The following is a 25753-nucleotide window of genomic DNA, read 5'->3' as shown; positions in this document are numbered from 1 at the left end:
CCGATCGGGCACGACGCCGTGACCGATCGGCCCCGCGCGCGACGATCAGCGCGCCGGAGCCGGGAACTGCTCGTTCCCCAGCACTCCGAGCAGCTGGATCTTCTCCGCCGCTTCCGTCCGAGGCGCCGCCGTGAGCACCAGCAGCGACTGCGACCAGTCCTCCGTGAACAACGCCTGGCAATCCACCTCGATCGGGCCCAGCTGCGGGTGGATCAACGTCTTGTGGTCCTCGAACCGCCGCGCCACCTCGTGCCGTTCCCACAGCTCGGCGAACTCCGCGCTCTCCTGCTGCAACGCGCGCACGAGCTCACCGGCCCGGGACCGCGGGCCCATCGAGCCGTGCGCGGCCCGCAGACCCGCGACCTGGGCGCGGCTCTGGCGGGCGCGGTCGTCCTCCGGGTAGATGAGGCGCTCGTCCGGGTCGGTGAACCAGCGGTAGATGGTGCTGCGGGCCAGGCCGGTGTGGTGGGACTGGTCGCCGTAGAGGGCGTCGGCGAAGCGGTTCTGCACGAGGACCTCGCCGACGTTCGACAGGATCAGCGCGGGCGTGTCGTCGAGCCGGTCGAGGACACGCAGCAACGCGGGCGCGACATGGGTGGCGACAGCCACGGCCGAAGGCGCGTTGCGGCCCGAAATCTGGAACAGGTAGTCGCGTTCGCCGGCGTCCAGGCGCAGCGCGCGGGCCAGCGACGCGAGCATCTGCTCGCTCGGCTGTGGGCCGCGCTGCTGCTCGAGCCGGGTGTAGTAGTCGGTGGACATGGCGGCCAGCAACGCGACCTCTTCGCGCCGCAGCCCGGGCGCGCGACGACGCGCGCCCGCGGGCAGCCCGACGTCCTCGGGTTGCAGCGCCTCCCGGCGTCGGCGCAGGAACTCCGCCAGTGTCGCGCGATCCATGACACCCAGTATCCGGCGCACGCCGCGCGCGAGCCAGGGATCGCCGGTCCCCCGATGAGCGGTCTCTGCACCTCAGCCCGGCGAAGCGCGAAAGTCGGGGCATGGACATCAGCGGAAACACCATCTTCATCCCCGGCTCGACCAGCGGCATCGGCCTGGCCCTCGCTCTCGAGCTGCGGGCCAGGGGCAACACCGTGATCATCGGCGGCCGCCGCACCGAGCTGCTGCGCGAGATCGCCACTCAGCACCCAGGGCTCGACACCGTGCAGATCGACACCACCGACCCCGCGAGCATCGACGCGGCCGCCAAGGAGGTGCTGGCGACCCACCCCGACCTCAACGTGCTGGTCACCATGTCCGGCATCATGCGCGTGGAGGACTGGCACCGGCCCGAGTCGTTCCTCGCGTCGGCCGAATCGGTCGTGACCACCAACGTGCTCGGCCCGATCCGTCTCATCGCCGCCTTCGTGGAACACCTGCAGACCCGCCCGGACGCGACGATCATGACCGTCTCCTCCGGCCTCGCCTTCACGCCGCTGAAGGTGACGCCGAGCTACAACGCCTCGAAGGCCGCCATCCACATGCTCAGCGAATCGCTGCGCCTGCAGCTGGCCGACACGTCGGTGAAGGTCCTGGAGCTCGAACCGCCGTCCGTGCAGACGGACCTGCTCCCCGGCCAGGCCGACAACGACCACGCCCAGCCGCTCGCCGAGTTCGTCAGCGAGGTCCTGAACCTCATCGAGACCCAGCCGGACGCCCGCGAGATCCAGGTCGAGCGCGTGAAGTTCCTCCGCTACGGCGAAGCCCGCGGCGACTACGACCAGGTCGTCACCGCCGTCAACGCCTCCGACCCGCACGGCGACTGAGCCGGCCGGCGCGGAGCCGGCCGGCCGCGGGTCACCCGGCTCCGCGAATGACCGGCAGCTCACCGGCGAGCCGGCCGCTGCCGGGGATTTCCTCGCGCGGTGCCGGAACCAGCCCGTTTTCCCGCTCGCCCAGCAGCCGGATCTTCCTCTCCGATTCGCTGCCGGGCTTCGGAAGCAAGACCACCAGAGCCTGGCTCCGGTCTTCGGCGAACAGCGAATGGCGTTCGAGCTCGATCTCGCCGAGCGACGGGTGGACGAGCGTCAGGTGGTCCGCGGCGCAGGACGCAACCTCGTGCAGTTCCCAGAGGCGCGCGAACTCCTCGCTCGCCTCCTGCAGCGCCCGCACCAGCTCGCCGGCGCGGGACCGCGGGCCCATCGACCCGTACGCCGCGCGCAGCGCCGCGACCCGGTACCGGCTCTGGCGCGCGCGATCCTGTTCGGCCCAGTGCCGGCGCCAAGCCGGTTCGGTGAACCACCGGTAGGTCTCGCTGCGGGCCAGGCCCGTGGAGTGCGAGGGGTCGCCGCAGAGCGCGCGGGCGAGATCGTTCTTCACCAGGACGTCGCCGAGGTTCGAGACGATCACCGCGGGCGCGCCGGTGACGAACGGCAGCGCCCGCAGCAACGTGGGGGCGGCCTGCTCGGCGGTGTTCCTGGGATCGGCAACGGGAGCGGTGCGGCCGGCGACGTTGAACAGGTACTCACGCTCGCTCTCGGTCAGGCGCAGCGCGCCGGCCAGCGCCGCGAGCAGCTGCTCGCTCGGCTGCGGGGCGCGTTGCTGTTCCAGGCGCGCGACTTCCTCACGCCGCAACCCCGGCGCGCGCCGCCGCAGGCCCGCGTACAAGCCGACATCTTCTGGGCGCAACTTCGCCCGGCGGAGGCGGAGGAACTCCGCCAATGCGGTTCTGTTCACCCAACGAGTATCGAGCGAACACGGAGCGCAATCCAAGGACCGAAGACCCCTGGGTGCACGATCTCTGCCTGACCGACCTCGGCCGGAACCCGATCGGGCAACCCGTCCGCGTCCGCGGCGCCCGCAGCGCCATCCTCGGATCACGGATCCTCGGGTAACCGCTCTCTGTCGGGCCGGCCCGCACGCCTCCACTGTCGGCGTCATGCATCCAGAGGGGAACACCGTTTTCATCCCGGGCGCGACCAGTGGCATCGGGCTGGCCTTCGCGCTCGAGCTCAGCGCTCGCGGCAACACGGTGATCATCGGCGGGCGCCGGGCCGCGCCGCTGCGCGCACTGGCCCGGCAGCATCCCGAGCTCGACACCGTGCGCATCGACACCACCAAGCCGGCGAGTATCCGCGTCGCCGCCGAGACGGTGCTGGCGAACCACCCGGACCTCAACGTCCTGATCACCATGGCCGGCATCATCCGTGCGGAGGACTGGCACCGGCCCGAGTCGTTCCTGTCGTCGGCGGAAGCGGTGCTGAAAACCAACGTGCTGGGCATGGTCCGCCTGATCGCGGCGTTCGTCGAGCACCTGCAGACGCGCCCGAACGCGACGATCATGACCGTCTCCTCAGGTCTCGCGTTCGCGCCGCACCGGGCGACGCCGAGCTACAACGCGTCCAAAGCCGCCGTCCACCTCCTCACCGAATCGCTGCGACTGCAGCTCGAGGACACCTCGGTGGAGGTGCTGGAGCTGCAACCGCCGGCGGTCCAGACCGACGTCACCGGGCCCCCCATCGAAGGCTGCCAGCCGCTCGGCGAGTTCGTCTCCGAGGTCATGCACCTCATCCAAACCCGGCCGGACGCCACCGAGATCCAGCCCGAGGGCGTGAAGTTCCTCCGCCACTGCGAAGCCCGGGGTGAGTACGGCCAGGTCGTGAAACTGCTCAACGCCACGCCCCTATCCCTGCCCTGACCCCGGCGCTCACGCCAGGTGCGTCGGCTTCCCCGCCAGGATCGTCGCCGTCAGCGGCATGTCCCGCAGCTGGGCCGGCGACAAGTGCGACGGGTCGGCCGCCGTGATCATCAAGTCGGCCACGTCGCCGACGGCGATCCCACGGCGGCCGCCCGAAGCCGCGGCCAAGGCGTCCGCCAGCGGGATCGCCTGCTCCGGGTGCCACGCCGGCCGGTCGTCGTCCGTGCGGCCCACGGCGGCGGCGATCCCGTCCCACGGGTCCAGCGGCGCGACCGGCGCGTCGGAGCCGATTTCCAGGCGGGCGCCGGAATCCAGCAGGGCGCGGTAGGCGTAGGCGCGGTCGGTGCGGCCGTACCAGTGGCGGTCGGCGACATCGCGGTCGTCGGGCTGGTGCGCGGGCTGCACGCTCGCCACGAGGTCCAGTCCGGCGAATCGCGGCACGTCGTCGGAAGACAACAGCTGCGCGTGTTCGATGCGGCCGGGGCAGCCCACGGCGGCGAAGGCGTCGAGGGCGATGGTGTTGGCCTTGTCGCCGATGGCGTGGACCGCCGGCACCAGGCCGTTTTCCCACGCTCGCCGAAGCAACGGCTCGAGTTCCGAAGGCGGAAGCTCAAGCAGGCCAGGCGAATCCGACTCCGGATACGGGTCGTGGCAGTACGCGGTGCGGGTGTTGAGCGAACCGTCCACGAACAACTTGAACGGCCCCACGCTCAGCAACCCGTCGGCCAGCACGTCGCCGGTGCGGTGGCCGCGGGAAATCGCAACGTCCAGTAGCGGCCGCGAAATCACGCAGGACACCCGCGTCGCCGGCGCCACGGCCGCGACGCGGCGAGTCCAATCGGTGACGGTGTCGGCGTACTCGTAGTCCACGATCCCTGTCACACCACGGGAAGCCGCCGCACTGAGCGCGTCGGCGACCCAGCGGTCCTGCACGTCCACCGCCGCCGACGGCAGCGCGGCCGTCGCGGTCATGCAGTCGTTTTCCAGCAGCACGCCCGTCGGGTGGTCGCGGCCGATCAGCTTGAGCGCCGCGGGGCTGAGCCACAGCGTGTGCAGATCCGCGCTGAACAACGCCACCGCGCGGCCCGGCAACGCGCGCTGCAGCAGATCCTTGTGCGGCTTGTCCGGCCAGAGTCCGTCGCGGAAACCAGCGCCGACGACGAGGTCACCCGGCTGGTCGCTCGTCGCCAACAGCCGTCGCAGCAGCAGTTCCACCGCCTCCGCCGCCGAACGCGCGTCGGCCAGCGGGATTCGCCGGCGGAACGTGGCCCACTGCAGGGCGTGCACGTGAGCGTCGACGAGGCCCGGCAGGAGCGTGCCGCCGTGGCCGTCGAGCACGCGCGCGGCGAAGCCCGAACCGGCGCCCGGCTCCTCGATCGCGGCCACGCGGCCGTCGTTCACGCGCACGTCGGCAAGCCCGCCGCCCAGCCCGACCCGCACCCGGCGGAGGAGGAGATCGTCCATCCGCCCAGCCTGCCAGGCCGGTGCGGGGGAAGGGAATCACCGGCCCGACGAGATCACCGCCACCCCGTCACTGCCCGAACGGGTGATGAATGTGCGGCTACGGGAATGCCGGGGTACTCCCGTAGTGTTGACAAAAGTACTCGGCAGCCGTCGCCCGCCGAAGGGTCAGGGCCGGTCAGGGGCGCCGCCTTCACAAGCCGCGCAGGGTTCGACTCCCTCGGTTGCCACGAGCGAGTGGGTGGAGTGTGTCCGCGGAGAGCGCGGACCGTGCTCGCTCGTCGTATTTCCGGGGGTGCAACCCTCGGGCCCGCCCGGAGGGCTTCGCCCCCGGACCCCCAGTGGTGGTCACCACGGTGGGACGGCGTCGCTCGGGTGGGAATTCCTGGGGAAGAGCGGACCAATGTCGCTCGTCGTATGTCGGGGGGTGCAACCCCGGGCCCGCTCGGAGGGCTTCGTCCCCGGACCGCCCGCGGTGGGCACCTTGGTGGGACGGCGTCGCTCGGGTGGGGATTGGTTGGGGAAGAGCGGACCAATGTCGCTCGTCGTGCGGTCTGTGGGGGTGCGAGCCCCAGGTTCTTGCCGGGGGTGCAAGGCCCGGGGCGCGAGCGGTGGTTGGCGTTAGGCCGTTCGTCTCACGTCGAATTGCGGCCGATAGGCTGACTGTCTGATTGATGCGGATGGTCCCGACCTGTGTACTGCTCCGATGACACAGCAGAGATCACGCTGGAGACGGCGGGCCGGGATCATCCTCCTCGCCACCGCCCTCGGCGTCGCCCCCGTCGGGGTGCCCGCTGCGCTCGCCGCGCAGCCCCCTTCGTCTCCCGGAAACCCCACCGCCACTGACGGCAAGACCCTCGATGACTCCGACCGCGCGCTTGTCGCCGAGGCCCAGCGGGCCGGCAAGCGCACCGTGACGCTGCTGGTCGCCGCCGAGCGCGGGCGCTCGAGTGCCGCCGTGAACGACCTCAAGGCCCTCGGCGGTGTGGTCGAGTCCACGGACGCGAAGCTCGACTACGTCAAGGTCGCCGTGCCCGTCGCGAACGCCGAGAAGGCCGCGAAGCTCAAGTCGGTGAACGCCGTGGACGTCGACGGCCTCATCCACCGCGACGACCCGAAGCCCGAAGGCGCGGCCAACCCCGTCCCGCAGCCGGCTCCGGGCAAGAACACCTCGCGCGTGAACCCCTACCTGCCCACCGGCGACACCTACGCCGCGCAGTTCGGCCAGACCTTCGGCGGCTGGGACGGCAAGGGCACCACCGTCGCCGTGCTCGACTCCGGCGTCGACCTCGACAGCCCCGCGCTGGCCAAGACCAGCCACGGCGACCGCAAGATCGTCGACTGGTACAACGCCAACGCCACCAACTCCGGGGACGGCACATGGGTGCAGCAGTCCACCCAGACCTACACCGGCACGTTCGCGTCGAACGGCCGCGACTGGACCGCGCCCGCCACCGGCGGCCCGTACACCCTCGGCCTGTTCAAGGAGACCGCGGGCGACCTCGGCGGCGCCGGCAGCGAGACCGGCGGCGACCTCGACCGCGACGGTGACCGCACCGACTCGTGGGGCGTGCTGCTCGACACCGCCACCAAGCAGGTGCGCGTGGACCTCGACGGCGACGGCGACTTCACCGACGAAAAGCCGATGTCGGACTACGCCAAGAACTTCGACGTCGGCTACTTCGGCACCGACAACCCGGCCACCGACCGCGCCGAGCGCATGGCGTTCGTGGTGCAGACCGACAAGCCGGGCTTCGTGAACATCGGTATCGCGGGCGCCGAGCACGGCACGCACGTGGCCGGCATCGCGACGGGCAACGACCTTTTCGGCGGCAAGATGGACGGCGCCGCCCCGGGTGCGAACGTGATGGCCGTGAAGGTGTGCCTCACCACGGAATCCTGCACCTCCAGCGGTCTGCTCGACGGCGTGGTCTACGCCGCGAGCCACGGCGCCGACGTCATCAACATCTCCATCGGCGGCCTGCCCGCGCTCAACGACGGCAACAACGCGCGCGCGGAGCTCTACAACCGCACCATCGCCGAGTACAACGTGCAGATCTTCATCTCCGCGGGCAACTCCGGCGCGGGCGCGAACTCCGTCGGCGACCCGTCGGTGGCCACGGACGCGATCAGCGTCGGCTCGTACATCACGCGCGAGACGTGGCTGTCGAACTACGGCTCCAAGGTGAAGACCGCCGAGGCGTTGCACCCGTTCTCCTCGCGCGGCCCGCGCGAAGACGGTGGCTTCAAGCCGGACATCATCGCGCCCGGCGCGGCGATCTCCACCGTGCCGCGATGGGAGGCGCCGGGTCCGGTCGCGGGCACGTACGAGCTGCCCGCCGGCTACGCGATGCTGCAGGGCACGTCGATGGCCTCGCCGCAGGCGACGGGTGCGGCGGCGCTGCTGGTGAGCGCGTACAAGGCGACGCACCACGGCCAGCGTCCGCCGGTCGCGGCGCTGCGTTCGGCGATCAAGTCCACGGCGCGGTTCGTGCCGGGGATCGGCGCCTACGAACAGGGCGCCGGGCTGTTCAACGTACCCGCCGCTTGGGTCGCGCTGTCGCTGAACCCGAAGCCGGACACGGTGACCACCGCCGTCGACGTGCACACCGTGCAGGCGAACCTGCTCAAGCCCACCCCGGGCGTCGGCGTCGGCATCCACGACCGCGAGGGCGTGACCGTCGGGAAGTCCTACACGCGCACGTACACGCTCACACGCACGTCCGGTTCTTCACACCCGGTGGTGTATTTCGCACGCTGGGTGGGCAACGACGGAACATTCTCCTCGGGTTCCCTGGTGTCTTTGCCACTCAACAAGGCCGTTTCCTTCCAGGTGAAGGTGAACCCCGAACAGGCCGGTGCGCATTCGGCACTGCTGTACCTGGACAACCCGCTGACGGTCGGCGTCGACGTGCAGACCATGAACACGGTCTTCGCGCCGGCCGAGTTCGCCTCGTCGGGCATCTTCACCGCGTCGGGCAAGATCGCGCGCAACCAGTCGGTGAGCTACTTCCTGCGCGTGCCGCAGGGTGCGAGCTCGCTGCAGGTCGACCTGACCGGCGGCGGTGACCCGGGCAAGGGCCAGGTGCGTTTCCTGCGCTACGACCCTACCGGCGTTCCGGTCGACAGCAACACCTCCACCAACTGCTACAACCCCGACGCGGGCGCGGGCTGCATCGGCGGCACACCGACCAGCCGCACGCTGACCAACCCGCTGCCGGGCGTCTGGGAGATCACGGTGGAGGCGCGGCGGACGTCCGATGTGGACACCGCGCCGTACCAGCTGACGGTTTCCGCGCTGGGCACCGCGATCACGCCGAATCCGGACGACCTCGCGTCGGCTCCGCTGGGTGCCGCGGTGGATCGCACGTACACGGTGAAGAACTCGCTCAAGGCGTTCACCGGGCACGTGGTGGGCAGCACGTTCGGCAGCGCGAAGATCACGCGGCCGACGATCGCCCAGGACGCCTCCTCGCAGACGCAGCTGAATGTGCTGCCGGGTTCATCCTCGCTGACGGTCACGATCGGCAACACCGCCGACACCGCCGCCGACCTGGACCTTTCGGTGTACAACTGCAGCAGCGGTTCGTGCGTCCTCGCGGGCCAGAGCGCCGACGGTGACTCCGAGGAGTCGGTGACGATCCAGAACCCGGCCGCGGGCGGCTGGGTCGCGGTCGTCGACGGGTACTCCGTGCCCACCGGGACCACGGCGTACGACTACCTGGACGTGTTCGTGAACCCGTCGTTCGGCGGCGTCACGGTGACCGACCCGGTCGCCGCGCACGCCTCGGGCACCACGTGGACCGTGCCGGGTGTCGTGACGGCCTCGGCCGCTCCGGCGCCGGCCGCGTGCTGCGCGGCCAGCTCTCGGTGGTCGACGACGCGGGCGCGACCGTGGGCGGCGGCATCGTGCTGGTGCGCTCGGTGAGCTAGGTGTTCTCCGGGGAGCGCGCCGCCGCGCTCCCCGGAAGCACACCCTGCGCCGCCTTCTCGCCGCTGCGGCCGCCACCGCGGCCGCGCAGGATGTAGGCGATCCCCACCGCGATGAGGCCGCCGGCGATCGGGCCGGCCAGGTAGGCCCACCACGACGTCCAGTCGCCTCGCACCAGCGCGGGCCCGAACGAGCGCGCCGGGTTCATCGACGCGCCGCTGACCGCCGCTCCCCAGAGCCCGGCCAGCGCGATGTAGCTGCCCACGGCGATCGCCGCCGACGGCCCCACCTGCTGCGCGCCCGAGGCGCTGCCCAGGATCACGCTCACCAGGCCCGTGGTCAGCACGAGCTCCCACAGCATCGCCGTGACGGTGCTGATCCCGCTGCCGGGCAGCGTCAGCCCGGCGTCGCCCTGCTTGCCGAGCAGCACACACAGCAGCAGCGTGGCCAGCGCCGCGCCGACGAACTGCGTCACGAGGTAGGCGGGCACGCGTTTCCAGGGAAAGTCACCGCGCGTCGCGAACGCCAGCGTCACCGCCGGGTTGAGGTGGGCGCCGGGGACCGTGCGCATGAACAGGATGATCGCGGCCACCATCAACGCCGGGGCCACGACCTGCGCCGACGTCAGGATCACCGAGCCGCCGAACCGGGCGTTGACGACTCCGCCGCCCACGGCGACGAGGACCAGCAGGAAGGTGCCGAACAGCTCGGAGAACAACCGCCGCCCCTCGTAGCGGTCGTTCCAGAAGTCGAACTCGCCGGCCACGGAGTTCGGCTGGCCCATCGAGCGCAACGCGACTTCGGCGTGGCGCACGCGCGCCTGGTCGGCTGTCCGGGCAGTCGGCTGGGCGTCATCGAACACCTCGCTTCGGGGGCTTCGCCGTCACCGTCGGCCCGCCGGTGCCGCGGTCACCTCACCCGTCGGGGATGAGCCGGGGTCAGGAACGGTCCCGGGTCGGCCAGCACGTGGTGGATCGTGCGCCCGGCCGCGCCCAGGGTGGCGGCGTCACCGCCCACAGTGGACGGTGCGAGCGTCGGGACGGAGCCGCGCAGCCGGCCCAGGCGGTCGGCCAGCACGGTTTCCGCGGCGGGCGCCAGCCACGGGAACAGCGGGGCGAAGACACCGCCGAGCACCACGTGGTCGAGGTCGAGCAGGTTGACGGCCGAGGACAGCGCGAGGCCGACCGCTTCGCCCGCCGCGGTGGTGGCCTGGACGGCGGCGGGATCGTTCGTGCCGAGGTTGCCGAGCAGCTCGTGGACGCTCGCCACGCCCGCGGCTTCGAGCAGAGCCTCTTGTCCCGCATAGGTTTCCAGGCAGCCGGACGCGCCGCAGCGGCAGCGCGGGCCCCTCGGGGAGACGACGACGTGGCCCAGCTCGCCGGCGAGGCCATGGGTGCCGGGGAACAGCGCCGAGTCCACGACCAGACCGGCGCCGATGCCGACCTCGCCGGAGACGAACAGGAAGTCGGACGGGCCGGCGCCGAACCAGAGCTCGCCCAGCGCGCCGAGGTTGGCCTCGTTGTCGAGCGTGACGGACACGGGCAGGTGCAGCATGTCGGCGGCGCGGACGTCGCTCCAGCCGAGGTTGGGGGCGCTGAACAGCACGCCGTCGCCGACCGGGCCGGACACGGCGAGGACGGCGCCGGCGACGGTCAGGTCTTCCGCCGCGGCGAGGGCCGCCTCGGCGAGGTTTTGCAGCTCCCCCAGCACTTCCTCGGGGCGGGAACCGCGGTTGTCGCGCTCGCGGCGTTCGGTGAAGCGCACGGTGCGGGCGAGGTCGAGCAGGCAGACGGCGAGGTAGTCGACGTTGATCTCCAGCCCCAGCGACGCCACGCGCGCGCCGGAGAGCACGACCTCGACGCCGGGACGGCCGCGTTCGCCCGCGCGGGCCGGGCCGGTCTCGGCGAGGAAACCGGCGTCGAGCAGGTCGCCGACGAGCTTCGACACGGTGGACTTGGTGAGGCCGGTGAGCTCCGCGAGCGCCGCGCGGGTGAGCGGGCCGCGCCCGGCGACCTCGCCGAGCACCAGCTCGAGGTTGCGCGCGCGCATCGAGTCGTGCCGCACCGCCTGCGTCATCCCCGTGGCCTCCTTCCGGAACTGTACCGAGGCCCCGGTGAAGCGGTGGCCCTTGACGGGCGGGCCTCCGGGGCGCATATTTAGTCTACAACGTGAACTAAATGGTGCACTGGACTGAAACTGGATTGAAGGGGACCGTCATGACCGACTTCGCGCCCACTCCGGACGACAAGTTCTCGTTCGGCCTGTGGACCGTGGGCTGGCCCGCCGCCGACCCGTTCGGCGTGGCGACGCGGCCGGCGCTGGACCCGGTGGAGAGCGTGCACCGCCTGGCCGAACTGGGCGCCTACGGCGTGTCCTTCCACGACGACGACCTGCTCGCCACCGAGCCCGACCGCGACACGGCGATCAAGAAGTTCAAGGCGGCGCTGGAGGCCACGGGCCTGAAGGTGCCGATGGCGACCACCAACCTGTTCACGCACCCCGTGTTCAAGGACGGCGGCCTGACCAGCAACGACCGCGACATCCGCCGCTACGCGCTGACGAAGGTGCGCCGCAACCTCGACCTGGCCGCCGAGCTCGGCGCCTCCACGTACGTGCTGTGGGGTGGCCGCGAAGGCGCCGAGTCCGACGCGGCGAAGGACGTGCGCGCCGCGCTGGACCGCTACAAGGAGGGCCTCGACCTCCTGGCCGACTACGCCGTGTCCCAGGGTTACGGCATCCGGTTCGCCCTGGAGCCCAAGCCCAACGAACCCCGCGGCGACATCCTCCTGCCCACGATCGGGCACGCGCTCGGCCTCATCTCGCAGCTGGAGCGCCCGGAGCTGTTCGGCCTCAACCCCGAGGTCGGCCACGAGCAGATGGCCGGCCTGAACTTCGTGCACGGCATCGCGCAGGCCCTGTGGCAGGGCAAGCTCTTCCACATCGACCTCAACGGCCAGCACGGCCCCAAGTACGACCAGGACCTCATCTTCGGCCACGGCGACCTGACGTCGGCGTTCTTCCTGGTGGACCTGCTGGAGACCGCCGGCTACGACGGCCCGCGCCACTTCGACTACAAGCCGCCGCGCACCGAGGACGCCGCCGACGTGTGGGACTCGGCCGCCGCGAACATGCGGATGTACTTGATCCTGAAGGAAAAGGCCGCCGCGTTCCGGGCGGACCCCGAGGTGGCCGCCGCGCTGTCGGCTTCGCGCGTCGACGAGCTGTCAGTGCCGACGGTGGCCCCTGGTGAGACTCTCGACGACCTGGCGGCGGACTCGTTCGACGTCGAGGCGGCGGGTAAGCGGGGGTATCACTTCACCCGGTTGAACCAGCTGGCGTTGGAGCACCTGCTCGGCACCCGGTGACGGATTTTCCCCGGTGGCGGGGTAGGCCGTTTGCTGGTCGCGAGGTGGTCCGGACGACTATCTTGTGTACTCGCCAGCACGGTCCCCGCCACCGAGGAGTCCCCACCATGATCGACGGTCCACAGCAGAGCCCGGACGCGCCGGAACCCCAGCCGGACGCGAGCTTCCCGCCGCCGCCGCAAGGGCCGGTGTTGCGGTACACGCCGGGGCAGCCGCCCGCGTACGAGGCCGGGCGGCTGAGTGGCGGGACGCAGGAGGCGTGGAGTACTCCGGCCGGAGCGGCGCAACAGCCGGCCGCCGCAGGGTTCGCCGGAGCGCCGCAGCAGCCCGGCTCTCCCCAGCAGCAACAGCCCGGCGTTCCCCAGCAGTGGGCCGGACAGCCCGCGACTCTCCAGCCGAAGCCGGGCGAAGGCAACGTCACCCCCGCCGTCCTCGCGTTGGTGTTCGGCGTTCTCGGGCTGGTGGTGCCGTTCCTGCCCTTGCCGCTGGACAACGTGCGGGTGTGGATCGCGTTTCCGTTCGCCGTGGTCGGGCTGGCGCTGGGGATCGCGGGCTGCGTGGGGCGGCGGCCGATGAAGGCGCTGGCCGTGATCGGGATCGTGTGCGCCGGCCTGGCGCTGGTGGCAGGTGTGATCATGGTCGGCAACCGGGTGGCCGCCGATGCCCATGCGGCGCCAGTGGCCGTGCCGGCGAACCGGTAGCGGAGGCACTGTAACGGCGCAATTGCCTGCTGAAAATGCCGGCCGCCCGTTTTACCCGTCGAGTGTTGCGCGATCACACTTGTCCGTTGATGACAACAAACCTTCCTGGTACTCGTTGACAAGCCACGAAATGGTGGCAGCTGGCGGCCGATGGTCACCAGTTCGACAAAGGGAGGTTCTGTTTATGAAGCTCGCATTCTTCCTCAAGAACAAGCTCTCCGGACACAAGAGCCTGAAGGCGTTCGCCTGGTACCAGTGGATCTGAGCGGTAACCAGATAGTCGACTTTTGTGCTGCGGCGTCCGGTTTCCGACCGGGCGCCGCGGCCCGACTTCGAGGACGGTTGTGAGCATTTCAGAAGCAGGCCGCCTCTCGCGGCAGACGAAATTCAGCCCGCGACTCGAAAACTTGTTGCGGAAGTATCGCGGCGCAGATGTTTTCCGGTTGGAGAAAGACACGATCGGAGTAGCGGGCGCCGAGGCGATGGACGCGGTGTTGCGGGCCCGGCCGGCAACCGACGTCGAACGGCCGACGTTCAAACCGGTGAGCGGGAAACCCGTCGAGCGACGTGAGTCCTCCGCACTGATGCAGGCGCTGGGGCACGACGTGCGGACGGCCTTGAAGACCCCCCTCGAGGACCACGTCGACCTTTCCGGCGAATGGCCGCTCGTCGGGCACAACTACCTGCGCGACCTGGTGTTCGGTCCCGACCCGTACCGGCTCAAGGTGCTGGTGGATCGCTCGCTGGAGCTGACGCCCAAACTGACCTGGACCGTGGTCGCCACCGGTGCCGCGCTGCCCGGCCGCCCGCAACCGGACGACCCGCTGTCCTCGGTCGCCGGCCTGACCGCCAACGCGACGGGCTACCAGCAGCGACGGCGCGCGCTGTTCCTGTACCGACGGGTCGCGGGCCCGATCTGCTTCACCATCGCCGCGACCGTCACCGCCGTACTCTGGCTCGGCTCGCCGTTCGACGACGACGTGCCGAACGCTCACCTCATCCACGAAGCACTGCGGATGCTGCCGCCGTCGTGGAACATCCTGCGCCGGGCATCGCCGGAGTTCTCCGAAATCGACAGCAGGATCGGCCTCGACGACGATGTGCTCCTGCTCCCCCTGCTCAGCCACCGCGACCCGCGCCTGTGGGAAGCTCCCGACGAGTTCCGGCCGCAGCGCTGGCGCGACCTCGACCCCGAGACCCACCCGGGTTATCTGCCGTTCGGCCACTCGAACGAACGCTGCTGGGGCCGCCGCATGGTCATGCCGCTGGCCGAACGGCTGCTCGACCTCCTGCGCCGCGACGGCTACTCGGTCGACCCCCGGCAGACCCAGGCCACCGTGCCGCTCGCCGGGCTGATGGAACCCACCGGCGTACGGGTCGGCCGCCACTCCCGATGAACACCGCCGACCGGCCTCAGTCCCGCTTCGACGAGAACGCCGCGTCGAACGCCGCCGTCGGGGGTGTGAAGTTCAGCCGCTTCACGAACTCCAGCGCCTCCGGCGCGCCGGTCAGGCGGTCCATGCCGGCGTCTTCCCATTCGATGGAGACGGGGCCGTCGTAGGCGATGGCGTTGAGCATGCGGAAGACGTCTTCCCACGGGACGTGGCCGTGGCCGGTGGACACGAAGTCCCAGCCGCGGCGCGGGTCGGCCCACGGCAGGTGGGAGCCCAGCCGGCCGTTGCGGCCGTTGAGCTGCTTGCGGGCCTCCTTGCAGTCCACGTGGTAGATCCGGTCCTTGAAGTCCCACAGGAACCCCACGGGGTCGAGGTCCTGCCAGACGAAGTGCGACGGGTCGAAGTTCAGGCCGAAGGCCGGGCGGTGGCCGATCGCCTCCAGCGTGCGCACGGTCGTCCAGTAGTCGTAGGCGATCTCACTCGGGTGGACCTCGTGGGCGAAGCGGACGCCGACCTCGTCGAACACGTCGAGGATCGGGTTCCAGCGCGCCGCGAAGTCCTCGTAGCCGCGGTCGATCATCGACTGCGGCACCGGCGGGAACATCGCCACGGTGTGCCAGACCGACGATCCCGTGAAACCGACCACAGTGGACACCCCCAGCAACGCGGCCGCCCGCGCGGTGTCCTGCATCTCCGCGGCCGCCCGCTGCCGCACGCCCTCCGGTGCGCCGTCGCCCCAGATGCGGGCGGGCAGGATGGCCTCGTGGCGCTCGTCGATGGGGTGGTCGCACACGGCCTGGCCCACCAGATGGTTCGAGATCGTCCACACCCGAAGGTCGTACTTGGCGAGGGTGTCCAGTTTGGACTGCACGTACCCGCCGTCGGAAAGCGCTTTGTCGACTTCGAAGTGGTCACCCCAGCAGGCGAGCTCGAGGCCGTCGTAACCCCACCCGCTCGCGAGGCGGCAGACCTCCTCGAACGGCAGGTCGGCCCACTGCCCGGTGAACAGCGTCAGCGGTCGTGCCATCGAAAAACCTCCTGATCAGACAACGGTCCACACGGAATCGGCGGCGGCGCTGCGTTCCACCGCGTCGAGCACACGCTGCACCTGCAGCCCGTCGGCGAACGACGGCGCCGGGTCGGTGCCCGAGCCGAGCGCCACGAGGAAATCGCGCACCTCGTGGGTGAAGGTGTGCTCGTAACCCAGGCCGTGACCCGGCGGCCACCACGCCCCGACGTACGGATGCTCGGGCTCGGTCACGAGGATCCGGCGGAACCCGGCGACCGACGGGTCCAGGGTGTGGTCGTGGAAGTGCAGCTCGTTCATGGCCTCGAAGTCGAAGGCGAGGCTGCCCGCGGAACCGTTCAGCTCGATGCGCATCGAGTTCTTGCGCCCAGCCGCGAACCGCGTCGCTTCGAAGCTGCCCAGCGCGCCCGAGGAGAAGCGCGCCGTGAACAATGCGGCGTCGTCCACCGTCACCTCACCCCGGGCGGACCCCGAGGAAGCCGCCGGCCCCGACGACGACGCCACCAGCGGCCGCTCCCGGACGAACGTCTCCGTCACCGCGCTCACGCCCGAAATCCGTGACCCCGTCAGGAACTGCGCGAGATCCACTATGTGCGCGCCGATATCGCCGAGAGCGCCCGACCCCGCGCGCTCCTTCTGCAACCGCCACACCAGCGGGAATTCGGGATCGACGATCCAGTCCTGCAGGTACTGCGCCCGCACGTGCCGCAGCTCCCCCAGCCGCCCGTCGGCCACCAGCGACCGCGCGAACGCCAGCGCCGGCACCCGCCGGTAGTTGAACGCCACCATCGACCGCACCCCGCGCGCGGCCGCTTCCTCGGCGGCAGCGGCCATCGCCGCGGCTTCGGCGACCGTGTTGGCCAGCGGTTTCTCACACAGCACGTGCTTGCCGGCCGCGAGCGCGGCCAGCGCGATCTCCGCGTGCGTGTCCCCCGGCGTGCAGATGTCGACGAGCCCCACCTCGTCCGACTCCACAAGCCGTTTCCAGTCCGTCTCCACGGAAGCCCAGCCGAGCTTCTCCGCGGCAGCCGACGCCGCCGCGGCGTCACGTCCGCACAGCACCGCCATCCGCGGTGTCAGCGGCACGTCGAAGGCATGGTGCACGGTCCGCCAGGCCTGGGAGTGGGCCGCGCCCATGAAGGCGTAGCCCACCATCCCGACGCCGATCTGCCCGGCCATCGAAAGCCCTTTCACTCGAACGAAACCGGCAGGTACTTGTCCACGTTCTCCTTCGTCACGACCGCCGAGAACGTGGTCACCGAAGCGGGGATCTCCTGCTCCGCCAGGTCCGACACGCCCTTCGCCTGCCCGAGCAGCCGCGCCAGGCGCACGGCGGACGCGGCCATCGTCGGCGGGTAGAGCACGGTGGCCTTGAGGACGGAGTTGTCGCTCTTGATCGCCTCCATCGCGGCCTTCGACCCGGCGCCGCCGACCATCAGGAAGTCCGACCGGCCGGCCTGGCGCACGGCCTGCAGCGCGCCCACTCCCTGGTCGTCGTCGTGGTTCCAGATCGCGTTGAACTGCGGGTGCGCCTGTAGCAGCTCGGCCATGCGCGCCTGCCCGGTCGGCACGGTGAACTCGGCGGCGGCGCGGCCGACCTTGCGGATACCCGGGTAGTTCGCCAGCGCGTCGTCGAAGCCCTGGGTGCGCTGGGCGGTGAGCTCGAGCGTGTCGATGCCGGCGAGCTCGAGCACGGTGCCCTGCCCCTTGAGCTGCTGGCCGATGTAGTTGCCCGCGTTCACGCCCATTCGGTAGTTGTCCCCGCCCACCCACGTGCGGTAGGCCTGCGGCGAATCGAAGATCCGGTCCAGGTTGATCACGGGGATGCCCGCGTCCATCGCCTTGCGCCCGGCCGGCGTGAGCTGCTTGCCGTCGGCCGGCAGCACCACGAGCACGTCGACCTTGCGGTTGATCAGCGCGTCGATCTGCGCCGACTGCGTGGCGGCGTCGTTCGAGCCTTCGGCGACGACGAGCTCCACATCGGAATGACGCTGCGCTTCGGCTCGCGCGTTGACGGTGATCGCGTTGAGCCAGCCGTGGTCGGCCTGCGGCCCGGCGAACCCGACCGTGACTCGCTTGCCCGGCGCGTCCTGGGCGCCTTGGGGAGCGGTCGCGGCGGCGGGTGGTGGTTCCTCGTTGCTCGTGCACGCGGCGAGCGCGCCCACGCCCGCAAGGGTCGCTCCGGTCAGGAACGCACGGCGGCGGATGTCGGTGTTCATCGGGTGGTCCTCTCACTCGAGTAGAGCGAAGCCCGCCGCTGCACGAGCACGGCGAGCACGATGATCACGCCCTTGGCCAGCTGCTGCACGGCCGTGGGCAGGTTGTTGAGGGTGAACAGCACGCTGATGACCGTGAACACGAGCACCCCGAGCACGGAGCCGACGAGGGTGCCGCGGCCACCGGAGAGCAGGGTGCCGCCGATGATCACCGCGGCGATGGCGTCGAGCTCGTAGAGGTTGCCGTTGCCCGACGTGCCACTGGAGGTGAGGATGATCAGCATCACGCTGGCGATGCCGCAGCACAGTCCGGAAAGGACATACAGCAGGCAGGTGTGCAGCTTCACGTTGATGCCGGCCAGGCGCGCGGCCTCCAGGTTGCCGCCGATCGCGTAGGTGCGGCGGCCGAAGGTGGTGCGGTTGAGCACGAGCCAGCCGACGAGCGCGACGGCCGCGAAGATCAGCACCAGCGGCGGGATGCCGAGCACGTAGCTGTCCTGGTAGCCGAGGTCGACGAGCGCCTGGTTGCTCGACGTCACCGTCTGCGTGCGCCCTTGCGAGAGCTGGATCGCCAGGCCGCGGGCCGATGCGAGCATCGCCAGCGTGCCGATGAACGCGACCAGGCGCCCGTACGCGATGAGCAGCCCGCTGACCAGACCGCAGCCGACTCCGACGGCCACGGCGGTGAACACGATCCCGGTGATGCCGAACTGCTGGGTGGAGCGCGTGGTCGCCCACACCGTCGCGAGCGCGACCACCGCCCCGACGGACAGGTCGATGCCGCCACCGATGATCACGAACGTCATGCCCACGGTGATCACGCCGATGACCGACGCCTGCGTGAGCACCAGCACCACCGTGCCGGTGGTGAGGAACTGGCCCGGTTCGGTCAGCGCGCCGATCAGCACCAGCACGGCCAGCACCCCGACCAGCCCGAGGTTGCGTGCCTCCCGCAGCCGCACCGAGAACCGGCGCGCAGGCTCGGGTGCCACCGCCTGGTCAGCGTTCATTCCGCACGCTCCTGCTCCTCGAGGATGAGATCCAGCACGGCCGATTCGTCGAGGTCGCGCCCGCGCGCCTCGGTGAGCACGCGGCCTTCGCGCAGCACCAGCACCCGGTCGGCCAGGCCGAGCACCTCCGGCAGCTCGCTGGAGACGAGCACGATCGCGACGCCGGAATCGGCCAGGTCGCGGATCACGCGGTACAGCTCGGCCCGCGCGCCGACGTCGACGCCACGGGTCGGCTCGTCGAGCAGCAACACACGGCAGCCCTTGAGCAGCCAGCGCGCGAGCACCGCCTTCTGCTGGTTGCCACCGGACAGCTTGCCCGCGGGCCGGCGGATGTCGGGCGGGCGCAGGTCGAGGGCCTCGGTGTGGCGGCGGACGGCGGCGGTCTCGGCGCGGGAATTGAACCAGCCGAACCGCGCGTAGCGGCGCAGCGAGGCGAGGGAGACGTTGCGGGCCACGGATTCCTGGAGCAGCAGGGCCTGGCTCTTGCGTTCCTCCGGCGCGAGGCCGAGGCCGGCGCGGACGGCTGAGGTCACGCCTTTCCGCAATGGTTTGCCGGCGAGCTTCACGTGGCCGGTGGTGGGTTTCCTCGCGCCGTAGACGGTTTCCAGGACTTCGGACCGGCCCGACCCGACCAGCCCCGCGAGCCCGACGATCTCGCCTTCCCGCACGGTGAACGACACGTCTTCGAACGAGCCGGCCACGGTCAGGTTCTCGACCTCCAGCAGCACCGGGCGGTCGTCGAACACGTCTTCGGCCGGCCGGGGCGGGAAGAGGTACTCGACGCGGCGGCCGGTCATCAGCGCGACCAGTTCGGTGGTCGGCGTGGTGCGGGCCGGGAGCCCGGTGGCCACGGTGTGGCCGTCTTTCAGGACCGTGACGCGGTCGCCGATCTCGCGGATCTCTTCGAGCCGGTGGGAGATGTAGACGACGGCAACGCCGCGTTCGGTGAGGCCGCGGATCACGCGGAAGAGGTTCGCGACTTCGTCACTGGCGAGGACGGCCGAGGGTTCGTCGAGCACGATCAGCCGCGCGTCGAGTGACAGCGCGCGGGCGAGGCTCACGATCTGCTTGCCCGCGGCCGAGAGGGAGCCGACCTCGCGTTCCACGCGGATCTCGCGGTGGCCCAGGCGATCCAGGAGTTTCCGCGCCTCGGCTCGCATGGTCGTGCGGCGCACCCAGCCCACGCTGGCCTGCTCGTGGCCGAGGAAGATGTTCTCCGCCACGGAAAGCCCGTCGACGAGGTCGAGCTCCTGGTACAGCGTCGCGATGCCGCACTTGATGGCGGCGGTGGGGTTGGGCAGCTCCACGGGCTCGCCGCCGACACGGATCTCCCCCGTGTCGGGCCGGTGGGCGCCGGCGAGCACCTTGATCAACGTGGACTTGCCGGCGCCGTTCTGGCCGAGCAGGCAGTGCACTTCGCCTTCGGCCACGCTCAGCTCGACGTCGTCGAGGGCGCGCACGCCGGGGAAACCCTTGCCGATCCCGGTCATTTCGAGAAGCGTCATCCGCTGTCCCTCTCCCCAGCTCCAGCTCCGGCGGCGACCCGTGCGGGGTCGTCGAACACGGCGTCCAGCGCCACGTTGGCCCCGCCGCGCGAGGCGGCCGAGAAGCCCAGCCACGACAGCTCCACGCGGCAACCGCCGATGTCGGGCGCGACCACGCGGGCCTTGAGCTCGGCCATCATCGGGCCGAGCAGATATGGGCCGAGCTGCGCGAAATAGCCGCCGAGCAGCACCACGCGCGGGTTGAACACGTTCACGAGCACGGCCGCGCCGATGCCGAGCCCGGTGCCCACCTGGGCGAGTGCGTCGAGCGTGCGGCGATCCTTCAGCTCCGCGCGGCGGCGCAGCATGTCGAGGCGCTGTTCGAGGTCCAGCGACGGATCGTGCACCGGGTCGTTGGGCTCGGCCGCGAGCCGCAGCATCCCGGCGAGGCCCACGATCGTCTCCCAGCAGCCGCGCCGGCCGCAGCCGCAGCGCCGGCCGTTCGGGTCGAGCTGGATGTGGCCGATCTCGCCGGAAAACCCTTCCGCGCCACCGAGGAGCCGGCCCCCGGAGATCACGCCGCCGCCGACGCCGATCTCGCCGGTGAGGTACACGAGGTCCGCGGTGCCGGCGACGCTGCCCATCGCGTGCTCGCCGAGCGCGCCGAGGTTGGCGTCGTTGGCCATGCGGATCGGGAATCCCAGGCGGCCCAGGCGTTGGGTGAGCCGTTCGGTCAGGCCGGTGACCACGGGGACGTCGGTCCAGTGCAGGTTGGGCGCGAACGCCACGGTGCCGGCCTCCACGTCGACGAGGGCCGGAATCGCCAGCGTCAGCCCGACCGGCGCGACCTTGAGGCGACGGCACTCCCGCAGCGCTCTCGCGGCCAGTTCGGCCGTCGCGTCGAGGACCTTGGCCGGAGGAAGCGCTTGCACGTCGAGCGCCACGCGCTGTTCGAAGAGGACGGTGCCGGTGAGATCCAGGGCCAGCGCGGTGAGGTAGTCGACGTTCACCTCGACGCCCACTCCGCCCACCCCACGCCCGTCGAGCTCCACGATCGTGCCCGGCCGCCCGACCGACCCCGCGCGGTCCAGCTCGCCCTCCCGCGCCAGCCCGCGCTCGACCAGCTCCGCGACGAGGCTCGACACCGTGGCCTTGTTCAGGCCCGTCTCCGCCGCGATGCCCGCCCGCGACCGCGGCCCCGCGTCACGCAGGTGCCGCAGCACGAGCGCGAGGTTGCTGCGCCGCACCGAGGCCTGGTCCGCCGGCCGCGGTGGGCCGACGGGTCTCAGAGGCAGGGAGGAGTCCACGCCGACACCGCCAAGTTCGTCTGGTGGGGCAACAAATTAGGTCAGCGCGAACGGAGGGGTCAACGATGGAGGGATGGTAACGATCCCGGCAAAAGGCCCGAATTGCCGACGTGACCTGGGGAAACTGTTCTTCGGGGCGGCGTGGGCAGTCCTTCGGATGGAGCACCGATTGAGACAATCGACGCCCGAACCACTCACCCGTTCGGCTTCAGTCGCCCGGATGAGCCGGCCGGACGGCTTCGCGTCGGCCGCTGGGCCACCCGGGTGAACGCCGCGGGGTGGCTGCGTGGGAATTCGTTGGAAACGGCTGTTTGTCACCGTTCGGCGCGGCAAGTCGAAAGTCCTGCACGGCTCCGGATTTATTCGCGCGACGTTCAGTGTCGCCTGTGCCTACACTTCCGCCCAACGCGCTGACGGAACCGAGTAGCGCGGGGTTCCGCGCCCACAGAGAGCCGCCATCGCTGAGAGGCGGCGCCGCGCCCCCGCCGCGAAGACACTCCCGAGTAGCGGGGAGGCAATGCCCCGCCGGCCGGCCCCCGACACCGGGCTCAGTTTTCGAGGCTGCCGTTGTCCCGGCGGCGAAGGTGCGGTGGTACCGCGAGTTCCCTTCTCGCCCGCACCCCCAAGGGTTCGCCCAGTTCACTCGAGGAGAGTGGATGTCCCCTCGCACCCTGGTGGCCGACCTGCCCGCGCACGCGGGCGCCACCGTGACCATCGCCGGCTGGCTCCACCGCCGGCGCGCCCTGAAATCCGTGCCGTTCCTGGTGATCCGGGACCGGACGGGGCTGGCTCAGGTGGTGTTCAGTGCGCCGCCTCACCCCGGCCCGAACACGCCCCCGCCCTCCCAGGGGGGCGTCCCCGAGTCAATTCTATCGCCCACCCCCGACAAAAACGGGCACCAAGCCGAAATGCGCCCGAGTTGCCCACAACTCGGCGCGGGTGTGGACAAGTTTTCCGACGGCACCGAAATCGCGCAGCTGAGCGAAGAAACCGTTGTCGAGGTCACCGGACGAGTCGTAGCCAACAAACAGGCACCCGGCGGCATCGAGATCGTGGAAGCGACCATCGAAGTCCTTGCCACACCTGAGAAACGGCCGCCATTCGACCTCTACCGGCCGACGATTCCCGCCGCGTTGCCCACGGTGCTGGACAACGCGGCCGTCGCACTCAGGCATCCCGAGCTGAAGCGGCGCCACGAGATCGCGGCCCGAAGCGTCGCGGCGTTCCGGCGCGCCCTCGACCACCGCGGCTTCACCGAGGTTCACACACCCAAAATCGTGGCCACCAGCACGGAATCCGGCGCCAACGTCTTCCAACTCGACTACTTCGGCAAACCCGCCTACCTCGCCCAGTCACCGCAGTTCTTCAAACAGGCGTTGGTCGGCGTCTTCGAACGCTTCTACGAAGTCGGCCCGGTCTTCCGCGCCGAACCCCACGACACCGCGCGCCACCTCGCGCAGTACACGAGCCTCGACGCGGAACTCGGTTTCATCACCGACCATCGCGACGTGATGGCTGTGCTGCGGGACGTCATCGCCGAGATGGCCACCGCGGTCGGGCCCGAAGCGCCGGCCGTCCCCGCCGCGATCCCGACCATCTCCTACCCCGCAGCACAGGAGATCCTGCACAGCACCGAACCCGACCTCTCCCCCGAGGACGAACGCCGGCTCGGCGAATGGGCGCTGGACAACCACAACTCGGAATTCCTCTACGTCACCGGCTACCCCATGACCAAACGCCCCTTCTACACCCACCCCGACCCGAGCGCGCCGGAGCTGTCCAACAGCTTCGACCTCCTCTTCCGCGGCCTGGAACTGGTCACCGGCGGCCAACGGCTGCACCACCACGCCGATTACCTCGCCGCCCTAGGCCCGGAAGCGGAGCAGTACCGCGACTACCTGGCAACGTTCGCGCACGGCATGCCACCCCACGGCGGCTTCGCCATCGGCCTCGAACGCTGGGTCGCGCGGGTCCTGAAGGTACCCAACATCCGCGGCACGACGCTGTTCCCCCGCGACCTGCACCGACTGCGGCCGTAAGAGACCTAAGTGGACGGTGCCGACTCCGGCGAAGGCGAAGGAGTCACCGGCTTCGGCACCCCCTCAGGCTCAGGCTCGAGGTGCGGCAACAGCCGATCCAGCCAAGGCGGGATGCCCACAGACTCCGAGCGCAGGTCGCCGCTGCCGGGTTCGGCCGCCTTGCCGAGCGCGCCGCTGTAGTCGACCTGGACGCCGGTCGCGCGGACGGGGTCGGTGGCCTTGTCGATGCCGTCGACGAGATCGCCGCCGAGCGCGGCGGGCTTGTCGTCGAACTGGATGTTGGCGAAGGCGACGCGGCCGTCGGGCGCGGTGGTGCCCGGCGCGAGCGGATCGGACAGCGACACGACGTGGGGCACGGCACGAACCTGCGCCGCGGCCTGCTCGATGGCCGCGCTCTGGCCGCTCAGCGTGCCGGAGTCGATGGTGAAGACCAGACGTGCGCTGTTGGATCCGCCGACGATGCCGTGCTCGGCGAGCACGGTGCTGCCGCTTCCGGATTCGGCGTCGGGCAGGCTGAAGTCGTCACTGTATGTGCCGCCCACGAGGTTGTTGGCCACTGTCGAGCCGGCCAGCACGAGGATCCAGATCACGATCACCGGCCACGGGTGCCCGGCGCACCAGCGGCCGAGGCGCTCGAGGATTCCGGCGGGTGATTCTTCCGTGGTACGAGCGTTTTCCGTCATTTCGCCACTTGGCTTCCGGAAGTTTTCCCGGTTCAGCCTCACGCGGCGAATGGTGTAGGCCTAGGGCCGAAGGTCCTCGGACGGCCCCGGCCGGATGGTGACGGTGTGTTACTGCTTCGCGAAGGCGAGTGAACCCAGCGCGCCGACGAGGGGCGCCAGCTCCGGCAGCTCCTCGGCCTCGGCGAGCGCGGCCGACAGCGTGGCGTCGTGAGTCGGGCGGGCCTCGTCGAGCAGCTCGCGGCCGGCGACGGTCACCTCGGTGTAGATGCCGCGCCGGTCCGTCGGGCAGAGGTAACGCGACAGCAGGCCGCGATCCTCGAGCCGCGTCACCAGGCGGGTGGTGGCCGACTGGCTCAGCACCACGGCGTTGGCCAGCTGGTTCATCCGCAGGTGGAAGCCGTCCTGGCGGGCGAGCACGTCGAGCACGGTGTACTCGCTCACCGACAGCTCGTGGTCGCGCTCGAGCGCGCGCTGCAGCCGGTCTTCGATGCGCGCGTGCAACGCGGCCAGAGTGCGCCAGCCCTGCGCCCGGGCCTCCACGGCGTCGTCAGCCAGTGACACGGTTCACCCCTTCTCGCCGACACCCGCGGTTGCGGGCAGTTCACCCTTCGGGCACTATCGAGCGTGTGCAAATAACCGCGTGTGCAAGTATTGCTGACGCTCGTAATCGTCTGGTGTCACTGTACTCGCGAACGCAGGAAGGGGTATCCACCCGATGAACATCGACCTGAGCGGGCGCACCGCCCTGGTCACCGGGTCCACCGCCGGCATCGGCGAGGCCGCGGCCGCCGCGCTCGCCGCCGCGGGCGCCGACGTGGTGGTGAACGGTCGTGACGCCGACCGCGTCGACGAGGTCGCGAAGCGCCTGGGCGTGCGCGGGATCGCCGCCGACGTCGGCACGGCCGAGGGCGTGGCCGAGATCGTCGAGCAGCTGCCGGACGTGGACGTGCTGGTGAACAACGCGGGCGTCTTCTCGCCGATCCCGGTGTTCGAGATCAGCGACGCCGAATGGCTGCGGATCTACCAGGTCAACGTGCTCTCGGGCGTGCGCCTCACGCGGCACTACGCACCCAGGATGGTGAATCGCGGGTGGGGCCGGGTGATCTTCGTCAGCAGTGAATCGGCGGTTCAGCCGCCGACCGAGATGGTCCACTACGGTATGACGAAGACGGCCCAGCTGGCGTTGTCCCGCGGGATGGCGCAGGAGGTGGCCGGCACGGGCGTCACCGTCAACAGCGTGCTGCCCGGACCCACGCTCACCGAGGGCGTGCGCGAGTTCGTGCGCAGCCTGTACCCGGACCTCGACTTCGCCGAGGCCGAGCGGCGGTTCATGGCCCAGGACCGTCCGACCTCCCTGCTGGGCCGCCTGATCCGCCCGGAGGAGGTGGCGAACCTCATCACCTACGTCGCCTCCGACCAGGCCGCCGCGACCACCGGGGGCGCTCTGCGCGTCGACGGCGGGGTCGCGTCGGCGATCATTCCCTGAGTTTCTTTGCTACCGAAG

At 70.6% G+C, this 25753-nt stretch carries 21 protein-coding genes and 1 pseudogene; 9 read left to right on the top strand and 13 right to left on the bottom strand.

Annotation, left to right across the window (positions count from 1 at the left end; translation table 11 throughout):
- Positions 1-45: 45 nt before the first annotated feature.
- Complete coding sequence (locus QRX50_RS22030) at positions 46-894, bottom strand: helix-turn-helix transcriptional regulator (RefSeq protein ID WP_285973799.1); 849 nt, start codon at positions 892-894, stop codon at positions 46-48.
- A gap of 101 nt (positions 895-995) precedes the next feature.
- Here QRX50_RS22030 and QRX50_RS22025 point away from each other — a divergent pair, with 101 nt between their 5' ends.
- Positions 996-1760, top strand: coding sequence for an SDR family oxidoreductase (locus QRX50_RS22025; RefSeq protein WP_285973798.1), 765 nt, complete (start codon positions 996-998; stop codon positions 1758-1760).
- Between the two features lie 31 nt (positions 1761-1791).
- Here QRX50_RS22025 and QRX50_RS22020 read toward each other — a convergent pair whose 3' ends face one another.
- Positions 1792-2670 (bottom strand): MmyB family transcriptional regulator, encoded by an 879-nt coding sequence (locus QRX50_RS22020; RefSeq protein ID WP_285973797.1) that lies wholly within the window; start codon positions 2668-2670, stop codon positions 1792-1794.
- Positions 2671-2872: 202 nt separating this feature from the next.
- Between QRX50_RS22020 and QRX50_RS22015 the strand changes: the two genes are divergently transcribed.
- Positions 2873-3631, top strand: a complete 759-nt coding sequence (locus QRX50_RS22015; protein WP_285973796.1) for an SDR family oxidoreductase — start codon at positions 2873-2875, stop codon at positions 3629-3631.
- Positions 3632-3640: 9 nt separating this feature from the next.
- On the opposite strand, the gene QRX50_RS22010 is transcribed toward QRX50_RS22015, so the two are convergent.
- Positions 3641-5095 carry an amidohydrolase gene (locus QRX50_RS22010; RefSeq protein WP_285973795.1) on the bottom strand — a complete coding sequence of 485 codons (1455 nt, stop codon included), beginning with the start codon at positions 5093-5095 and terminating at the stop codon, positions 3641-3643.
- A gap of 703 nt (positions 5096-5798) precedes the next feature.
- Here QRX50_RS22010 and QRX50_RS22005 point away from each other — a divergent pair.
- Positions 5799-9025 (top strand): annotated as a pseudogene (locus tag QRX50_RS22005) (S8 family serine peptidase).
- On the opposite strand, the gene QRX50_RS22000 reads toward QRX50_RS22005, so the two are convergent.
- Both QRX50_RS22000 and QRX50_RS21995 read right to left on the bottom strand, forming a co-directional pair.
- Positions 9022-9837 (bottom strand): MIP/aquaporin family protein, encoded by an 816-nt coding sequence (locus QRX50_RS22000; RefSeq protein WP_285973794.1) that lies wholly within the window; start codon positions 9835-9837, stop codon positions 9022-9024. The pseudogene QRX50_RS22005 and the gene QRX50_RS22000 overlap by 4 nt on opposite strands.
- 95 nt (positions 9838-9932) lie before the next feature.
- Positions 9933-11099, bottom strand: a complete 1167-nt coding sequence (locus tag QRX50_RS21995) for an ROK family transcriptional regulator (RefSeq protein WP_285973793.1) — start codon at positions 11097-11099, stop codon at positions 9933-9935.
- 140 nt (positions 11100-11239) lie between these two features.
- Here QRX50_RS21995 and xylA point away from each other — a divergent pair, with 140 nt between their 5' ends.
- The 4 genes from xylA (at position 11240) to QRX50_RS21980 (ending at position 14486) form a co-directional block, all read left to right on the top strand.
- Positions 11240-12388, top strand: coding sequence for a xylose isomerase (gene xylA / locus QRX50_RS21990; protein WP_285973792.1), 1149 nt, complete (start codon positions 11240-11242; stop codon positions 12386-12388).
- Between the two features lie 107 nt (positions 12389-12495).
- Entirely contained in the window at positions 12496-13089 is a 594-nt protein-coding gene (locus QRX50_RS21985) for a hypothetical protein (protein ID WP_285973791.1), read from the top strand.
- Entirely contained in the window at positions 13049-13354 is a 306-nt protein-coding gene (locus QRX50_RS49625; protein WP_353074131.1) for a tryptorubin family RiPP precursor, read from the top strand. The genes QRX50_RS21985 and QRX50_RS49625 overlap by 41 nt, the downstream gene beginning before the upstream one ends.
- A gap of 178 nt (positions 13355-13532) precedes the next feature.
- Positions 13533-14486, top strand: coding sequence for a cytochrome P450 (locus QRX50_RS21980; protein ID WP_285973790.1), 954 nt, complete (start codon positions 13533-13535; stop codon positions 14484-14486).
- Between the two features lie 16 nt (positions 14487-14502).
- Here QRX50_RS21980 and QRX50_RS21975 read toward each other — a convergent pair whose 3' ends face one another.
- From QRX50_RS21975 to QRX50_RS21950, 6 genes are read right to left on the bottom strand one after another with little or no spacing between them, the layout of a single operon-like run.
- Entirely contained in the window at positions 14503-15510 is a 1008-nt protein-coding gene (locus QRX50_RS21975; protein WP_285973789.1) for a sugar phosphate isomerase/epimerase family protein, read from the bottom strand.
- A 15-nt stretch (positions 15511-15525) separates the two neighbouring features.
- Positions 15526-16689 carry a Gfo/Idh/MocA family protein gene (locus QRX50_RS21970; RefSeq protein ID WP_285973788.1) on the bottom strand — a complete coding sequence of 388 codons (1164 nt, stop codon included), beginning with the start codon at positions 16687-16689 and terminating at the stop codon, positions 15526-15528.
- Positions 16690-16700: 11 nt separating this feature from the next.
- Positions 16701-17729: a substrate-binding domain-containing protein gene (locus tag QRX50_RS21965; RefSeq protein ID WP_285973787.1), complete on the bottom strand. Its 1029-nt coding sequence runs from the start codon at positions 17727-17729 to the stop codon at positions 16701-16703.
- Positions 17726-18736 carry an ABC transporter permease gene (locus QRX50_RS21960; RefSeq protein WP_285973786.1) on the bottom strand — a complete coding sequence of 337 codons (1011 nt, stop codon included), beginning with the start codon at positions 18734-18736 and terminating at the stop codon, positions 17726-17728. The genes QRX50_RS21965 and QRX50_RS21960 overlap by 4 nt, the downstream gene beginning before the upstream one ends.
- Complete coding sequence (locus tag QRX50_RS21955) at positions 18733-20241, bottom strand: sugar ABC transporter ATP-binding protein (protein ID WP_285973785.1); 1509 nt, start codon at positions 20239-20241, stop codon at positions 18733-18735. Before QRX50_RS21955 ends, QRX50_RS21960 begins: the two co-directional genes overlap by 4 nt.
- Positions 20238-21467 carry an ROK family transcriptional regulator gene (locus tag QRX50_RS21950; RefSeq protein WP_285973784.1) on the bottom strand — a complete coding sequence of 410 codons (1230 nt, stop codon included), beginning with the start codon at positions 21465-21467 and terminating at the stop codon, positions 20238-20240. Before QRX50_RS21950 ends, QRX50_RS21955 begins: the two co-directional genes overlap by 4 nt.
- Positions 21468-22183: 716 nt before the next feature.
- Here QRX50_RS21950 and aspS point away from each other — a divergent pair.
- Positions 22184-23566 carry an aspartate--tRNA(Asn) ligase gene (gene aspS, locus QRX50_RS21945; RefSeq protein ID WP_285973783.1) on the top strand — a complete coding sequence of 461 codons (1383 nt, stop codon included), beginning with the start codon at positions 22184-22186 and terminating at the stop codon, positions 23564-23566.
- Between the two features lie 5 nt (positions 23567-23571).
- Here the strand turns inward: aspS and QRX50_RS21940 are convergent, their stop codons facing one another.
- Complete coding sequence (locus QRX50_RS21940) at positions 23572-24249, bottom strand: MMPL family transporter (RefSeq protein WP_285973782.1); 678 nt, start codon at positions 24247-24249, stop codon at positions 23572-23574.
- A gap of 108 nt (positions 24250-24357) precedes the next feature.
- Positions 24358-24810 carry a MarR family winged helix-turn-helix transcriptional regulator gene (locus QRX50_RS21935; RefSeq protein WP_285973781.1) on the bottom strand — a complete coding sequence of 151 codons (453 nt, stop codon included), beginning with the start codon at positions 24808-24810 and terminating at the stop codon, positions 24358-24360.
- A gap of 154 nt (positions 24811-24964) precedes the next feature.
- Between QRX50_RS21935 and QRX50_RS21930 the strand changes: the two genes are divergently transcribed.
- Positions 24965-25735, top strand: a complete 771-nt coding sequence (locus tag QRX50_RS21930) for an SDR family NAD(P)-dependent oxidoreductase (protein WP_285973780.1) — start codon at positions 24965-24967, stop codon at positions 25733-25735.
- Positions 25736-25753: the final 18 nt, after the last annotated feature.

Source organism: Amycolatopsis sp. 2-15 (assembly GCF_030285625.1).
In the GTDB taxonomy this organism is placed as follows: domain Bacteria; phylum Actinomycetota; class Actinomycetes; order Mycobacteriales; family Pseudonocardiaceae; genus Amycolatopsis; species Amycolatopsis carbonis.
This window is presented reverse-complemented; position numbering and strand designations above follow the sequence as displayed.